We start from the raw sequence: 6,431 nt of genomic DNA on the forward strand, positions 1-6,431 counted from the left end.
CATTGTCGCTCCCACATGCTCACTGGGGCGCCATCCCGTCGGCCTCCGACGCATCCTCCGCGAAGATCTCGCGGAAGCGGCCCTGCGTCGCGAGCAGCTCGGCGTAGCCGCCCTCCTGGACGAGGCGTCCGTCATCGAGGACGAGGATCCGATCGGTCGCCCGCAGGCTCGAGGCGCGGTGCGAGACGACGAGGGTGATCCGCTCGGCCCGGTCGCGCCCGAGATCGTCGAGGATCTCACGCTCCGTCTCTGCGTCGACGGCGCTCGTCGGCTCGTCGAGCACCCAGATCGGTGCGTCGCGCAGCGCGATGCGCGCGAGGGCGAGGCGCTGCCACTGGCCACCGGAGAGCCCGACCCCTCCGAACTGGGCACCGAGCTGTGTGCCGAGGCCCTCGGGCATGGCCTCGACGACCTCCCGCAGGCGGGCGACGTCGAGGGCCGCCCAGATCCTCGCGTCGGGGACCTCGGCCGCGGGGCTCCCCAGGCCGACGGCCTGGCGGACGGTGAGCTCGTACCGACCGAACTCCTGAGAGAGAGCGCCGAAGAGCGCCAGCCGCTCGGGTCCTGGCAGCACGTCGAGAGGCTGACCGTCGACCGTGACGGCTCCGGCGTCCGGACGCAGGACGCCCATGAGGAGACGCACGAGCGTCGTCTTCCCCGCCCCGTTCGCGCCGACGACGCCGACCATCTCGCCCCGCCGGAGCGTCACGCTCACGCCGTCGACGGCGGGACGGCTCCCCCGCGGATAGGTCACCGTAAGCCCCTCGCCGGTGAGGACGTCGACGCGGCCGGCGGGGGCGGCAACCGCTCCGACCGTCGCCGTCGAACCTTCCCGGCTCAGGCGAGTCTCGACGAACTCCCGGTAGACGCGGATCGCGGGCGTGGAGGAGATGACGACGCCCATCGTGTACGCGGCGTCGGAGGTGGCAGCCATCCCGGAGAGGATCGCGACGGCTCCCGCGGCCAGCGTTCCCGCCGAGGCCGCCGGGCTGGTGACGAGGAGCGCGAGTGCGCCGGCGAGCATGAGGGCGGAGACGACGCCCGCACCGGTGATCCACCACGCGCCGTCCACGAGCACTCGCACGAAGGAGTCGGCCGCGGCGCGCACCCGTCCTGCGGCGAGGTCGGCCATCTTCCAGCCGGTGCCGAGCGCCGCGAGCTCGGAGGCGGGTCGCTCGTAGGTGAGCTGCTCGAGGTAGTACGAGGCGTAGCGGTTGTGCTCGGACGACGCCGGGAAGCCCTTCTCCTCGATGGCGGCGACCTTCGTGTAGGCGCCGAGCACGGGCAGGGAGGCGAGGGCGATGAGCAGGGCCGCAGGCACGGAGTACGGGGCGAGGGCGATGAGCAGGAAGAGCGCTGACAGGAGGGCCCGCAGGGAGTTGATGACGTAGGGCGCCTGGATGCTCACGTAGGCGCGGATCGACTCCGAGGCCGTCCGCGCCTGGGAGGCGAGCTCGGCGTCCATAAGCTCGACCGGCGTTGCGTGGGCCATGGCGTGGGCGAGGTCCGTCTCGCAGGCCTGCCGCACGCGGCGCGTGAGCACCTGGCTCGTCGTCATGGCGAGCTGGTTGACGGCGCGGTTGAGGCCGAAGACGAGAGCCGCGACGACCAGCACGGCGACGACACCACCCGTGAGCCGGCCCCCAGACCTCAGCCCGGCGTCGACGAGGCGGTCGATGAGAACCACCTGGAGGGCGGGGCCCGCGGCGTCGAGGACGACGGCGGCGAGCTGCGCGAGCACGAGGAACGGGGCGGCGCGCCACGCCAGGCGGACGGACCACCACGAGGTGCGTAGGACGTTCATGAGGAAGCCTCCGGGGGGGAGGTCGGGACGCCTCCACCTGCCAGGCTAGACCGCAGCGCCAGCGTGCGCGGCGCTCGCGCGCACTCGCTCGTCCGCGGCGAGGAGCTGGGAGCCGGTGACGAAGCGCAGTCCCTCGGCCTTGAGGGCGGCGATCGACCGGCCGAGCGCCTGGAAGATCGCGGCGTTCGGCTGACTGCGGCCGTCGTGGCACAGGACGACGGCGCCGGCACGCACGGTGCCGGCCAGCGCGGCGGCGTCGGCGGCGCTCGGTGCGTGACGGCTCCACAGGAGGACGTCGAGCCCGAGCTCACCGGCCACCATGAGCGCGGGCGCGTCGATCCGGCCGTAGGGCGGGCGCCAGAGCGTCGGCGTCGGGGCTCCGGCGTGCTCGATGGCGCTCACCGTCCGGCGCACGGACCCGCGCAGCTCGTCAGCGTCGACTCCGTACACGTCGGTGTGCTCCCAGTTGTGGACACCGACCTCGTGCCCGGCGGCGACCTCGCTCCGCACGAGCTCGGGATTCACGGCGACCGCCGAGCCGAGGACGAAGAAGGTCGCGGGCACGTCGACGGCGTCGAGCATCCGCAGCGCCATCGGGGTCCAGCGCCGGTCCGGGCCGTCGTCGAAGGTGACGGCGGCGAGACCGGTGGACGGGTCCGCCTGGAAGAGCACACAGGCACCCAGGTGGCCGAGCCCCGTTGGCTGCGGTGCGACGCGTGCCGTGGGTGACAGGTGTGTGTCGAGGTGGTGGACCGTCTCAGCGCCCGCTCCCCCGCCGACGACGAGTCCGGCCGCCGCGAGGGCTGCTCCGGCGAGGCCGTTCCGGAGCACGGAGCGCCGCCCCGTGAGCGCCGACGCTCCTCCGTCGCTGGGGCCAGGAACGTCAACGACGCCGACCGGCTCTGGGACGCCGTCGACCGAGGAGGCGCCGACGGTGAGGTCGGCAGACTGGGACTCGTGCACACCCCCAGGCTAGGAAGCGCGCCGTGCCGCGGGATCCTCCCTGAGACGGATCACGGTCCCGGTCCTCCTACGACTCGGGCAGGTGACGCCCCTCGTGCACACGGCCGACGAGCAGGTAGCTCGCCCAGGCGCCGACGACGCCGACCACCATGACCGCGACCATCGGCACGGCCGTGCTGGATCCACCCGAGGAGGCCAACGGCACCGAGGCGCCATTCGCGACGGCCTGAGCAACGCCGAGGAAGGCGCTCGCGACACCCGCCACGTGCACCACCTCGGACAGCGCCATCGCGGAGGAGTTGCCGAAGACGAAGGCGTGGGAACCCATGACGAGGACGAAGCCGAGGCACAGCGGCACGAGCGCGACGTCGAGCGCGAGCACGCTCACGGTCACGACGGCGGCGCCGACGGCGGAGCCGGTGAGCCCGACCGCCATGAGGGAGCGCGGCCGGTGGTGGCGGACCAGCCGCGCGTTGAGCACGCTGAGCAGCATCTGGCAGCCCGCCGTCGCACCGAAGAAGAGCGAGTACGCGAGGGGGCTCAGGCCCTTGATCCCCTGGAGGACGAAGGACGAGGAGGAGATGTAGGCGAACATCGCGAAGCCGGAGAAGGCGCTCGTGAGCATGTAGCCGAGGTAGGCGCGCTCGCCGCCCCGCCGCCGAAGCCCTGGAGGACGCGCCCGAGCATGAGGACGCCGATGCTCGGCGCGAAGGCGCACACGAGGGCGCCGAGGGTGCACACGAGACCACCGAGGATCATCGGGCCGCGCCGTCCGCGCTGGTCGGACACCGCCCCTCCGACGAGCTGCCCGAGCGCCATACCGATGAAGAAGGCGGTGAGGGTGAGGCCCACGGCGCTCGCCGAGGTCCGCAGGTCAGCGGTCACCTGTGGGAAGGCCGGTGAGTACATGTCCGTGGCGAAGGGCGGTACGGCGTTCTGCACGGCGAGGGCGACGATGAGCCCGGCGGTGACGACAGGCTCGGGACGGCGGCGGAGGCTCACTGTTCTCCTGTCGGGACGGGGTGGTGGGAGGCGGGGGCCACGTGACGAGTGCGCCGACCGAGCCGGGCGGGCCACGGCCCGCTGCGCTCAGCGGGCGCCGGTGGGGACAGCGCCGACGGCCCGGCCGCCCTGGAGGACGACGAGCCAGCGTGAGACGGCTCGGGCGCGGCGCATCGCCTCGGCCGCGGCCTCGCCCTGCGTCGCGGCACTCACGGCGGCCTGCGGCAGGACGGTGCACACGGCGCCGGCGCTGACCGCCGACTCGTCGAGGGAGCCGAGCTCACCGAGACCGGCCTCGTCGACGGTGCCGAGGAGGCGCTCGCCGTCGACGACGAGGACGAGGGCGGCCCCGCCGTCGAGCCGCTCCCGGACGGCAGTGAGCGGGGCGGCCGAGGGGAGCACCGCGACGGGCCGCATGAGGGTCGTGAGGTCGAGGCGGCGCGCAGCGCGCGACCCGCTTCCGAGCCCGAGCACCCGCCAGGAGGTCTGCGCGATGGGCCAAGCGACCATGACCGCGAGGATGAGGCCGAAGCCGTCGGGCCGCTGCCCGGAGACGACGAGCGGCTCGAGCACCCAGCGCCAGGCGACGGCGATGACGACGAGCAGTCCTCCGACCGCGGCGGTGCGCCGCCCCCAGTCGGCCCGGCCGGTCACCTGCTCGACGAGCGCGGCGAGGGCGTGGCCGCCGTCGAGCGGAAGACCGGGCAGGGCGTTGAAGACGGCGAGCGCGAGGTTGACCCAGCCGACCGCCCACACCGTGAAGGCCGCCTCGTACGGCATCGTGGCGGAGGAGTCGAGGAGCTGTTGGAGCAGGAACCAGAGCAGGAGGTTCGTCGCGGGGCCGGCGAGCGAGGTGATGACGTCCTTCCAGGGCCGCCACGCGCGCGCCTCCCCGAAGGTGGTCTGGCCGCCCCAGAGGTAGAGCTCGTAGCGGACGGGCCGGCGCCCCAGGGCCGTTCCTGCCAGGCCGTGCGCGAGCTCGTGGAGCATGACGCTCGCGGCGACGCCGAGCACCGTGCCGAGCACGACGATCAGGATGGTGACCATCCCGGCGCCGATGAGGCTGGAGCGGACGAGAGGGAACCAGCTCGCGGCGATGATGAGGCCCAGGACGGCGGACGTGGGCGCGACGACGACGGGAGCCCCGCCGATCCTCCCCAGGACCCAGCCCTGCTGCGCGTTCCTCGATGGCATGCGGGGAGCCTATCCGGCGCCGCTGTCCGTCCCCTGTGCCGGGGCGCCTCCCCTGTGGAGACCTTCGGCACGGTGTCGTACCCCCGCGATAGGTTCCGGCACGTGAGTGAGAACGAGACCATCCGGCCCACCGGCCCCGGCGCGAGCACGCCACGTCGCAAGGGCTCGCGCAAGCGGGCGGCGCTCTCGCCGTCGCGCGCGAAGGACTTCCAGCAGTGCCCGCTGCTCTTCCGGCTGCGCACCGTGGACCACCTGCCGGAGCCGGGCTCCCTCGCCACGCACAAGGGAACGATCGTCCACGGTGTCCTCGAGCGCCTCTACGACCTACCGGCGCGCGAGCGGACGAGGGAGGCCGCTATCGCGATGCTCCCCGCCCAGTGGGAGGCGCACCAGGCCAAGAGCCCGGAGGTGCTCACACTGTTCGAGGACGAGTCCCGCATCGAGCCCTGGCTTGACGAGGCCCGCGAGCTCATCAAGGCGTACTTCCAGATGGAGAACCCCATGCGCCTCGAGCCCGCCGAGCGCGAGCTCTTCGTGCAGACGGAGACGGCCGGCGGGCTGCTCCTGCGCGGCTTCGTGGACCGCCTCGACGTCGCTCCGGACGGCGCGATGCGGGTCGTCGACTACAAGACGGGGCGGTCGCCGAGCCCTCGCTTCGTCGAGGACGCCCTGTTCCAGATGCGCTTCTACGGGCTGGTCCTGTGGCGCCTGCGCGGCGAGGCTCCGCGCCGTCTCCAGCTCGTCTACCTCAAGGACGGTCGCACGCTCACGCACGACCCGCGCCTGCCCGAGCTCGAGACCGTGGAGACGAAGCTCGAGCGGATCTGGGACGAGGTGGAGGACTGCGCGGCCTCTGGTGACTTCGCGCCGCACCGCACGCGCCTGTGCGACTGGTGCGCCTTCCAGGCGCAGTGCCCCATCTTCGGCGGCACGACGCCGGAGATCCCGGCCGACGGGCTCGAGCAGCTCCTCACGGCCCGTCAGACGCCGACGGCGTAGGGACGCAGGACCGGCCGCCTCGCTGGTCGCGCAGCGCGCATCCCCCGGGCAGGAGCGCGATCCCGCGGCCGATGCCCACGCCGACGTCAACGGCGAGGTCGTGAGGCTCGTCTCACCGCGAGAGCGCCTCTCGCCACCGCCAACCGGTCACGGTTAGGTTACGAGCACCCAGCGGCTCACGAGCCGCACAGCTGACGGCAGCACCGCCGTCGCCCCCACCACGGAGAGCACCTCATGACCTCGTACCAGGCCGGCACCGCCACGCAGCGCGCACCGCGCGGAGCGTGTCGCTGTATGCGCCGCCTGGTCCGGGCGATCTGAGGCGGAGCGAGACAGAGCAGCTCCCCCCCCCGGACGTCGGCGTCGACCCGCACGGGTCGACGACGCCGCACGTCCACGCCCGGCCAGGCGAATCCCCACCCCACCCCGTTCGCGCCGGGGAGGGGCGGGGCCCGCCGGCGGCGCGCCC

Annotated in this window: 6 protein-coding genes; 1 reads left to right on the plus strand and 5 read right to left on the minus strand. The window is 73.4% G+C overall.

Annotated features, from left to right (window positions below; translation table 11 throughout):
- Positions 1-19: 19 nt before the first annotated feature.
- The 5 genes from IXW69_RS07515 to IXW69_RS07530 form a co-directional block, all read right to left on the minus strand.
- Positions 20-1,804, minus strand: a complete 1,785-nt coding sequence (locus IXW69_RS07515; protein ID WP_194785728.1) for an ATP-binding cassette domain-containing protein — start codon at positions 1,802-1,804, stop codon at positions 20-22.
- A 45-nt stretch (positions 1,805-1,849) separates the two neighbouring features.
- The gene (locus tag IXW69_RS07520) at positions 1,850-2,767 is read right to left on the minus strand and encodes a polysaccharide deacetylase family protein (protein ID WP_323745229.1); all 918 of its coding nucleotides are present in this window, start codon (positions 2,765-2,767) and stop codon (positions 1,850-1,852) included.
- 67 nt (positions 2,768-2,834) lie between these two features.
- Positions 2,835-3,392, minus strand: coding sequence for an MFS transporter (locus IXW69_RS07525; RefSeq protein WP_228525031.1), 558 nt, complete (start codon positions 3,390-3,392; stop codon positions 2,835-2,837).
- Positions 3,308-3,676: an MFS transporter gene (locus tag IXW69_RS11660; protein WP_228525064.1), complete on the minus strand. Its 369-nt coding sequence runs from the start codon at positions 3,674-3,676 to the stop codon at positions 3,308-3,310. Before IXW69_RS11660 ends, IXW69_RS07525 begins: the two co-directional genes overlap by 85 nt.
- 180 nt (positions 3,677-3,856) lie before the next feature.
- Complete coding sequence (locus tag IXW69_RS07530) at positions 3,857-4,963, minus strand: site-2 protease family protein (RefSeq protein WP_194785729.1); 1,107 nt, start codon at positions 4,961-4,963, stop codon at positions 3,857-3,859.
- Positions 4,964-5,065: 102 nt separating this feature from the next.
- Here IXW69_RS07530 and IXW69_RS07535 point away from each other — a divergent pair, with 102 nt between their 5' ends.
- A complete protein-coding gene (locus IXW69_RS07535; protein ID WP_323745230.1) occupies positions 5,066-5,962 on the plus strand; it encodes a RecB family exonuclease in 897 nt (298 codons plus the stop codon).
- The last annotated feature ends 469 nt before the right edge of the window (positions 5,963-6,431 follow it).

Origin of the sequence: Actinomyces haliotis, from assembly GCF_015355765.1 — a bacterium.
Lineage (GTDB): Bacteria > Actinomycetota > Actinomycetes > Actinomycetales > Actinomycetaceae > Actinomyces > Actinomyces haliotis.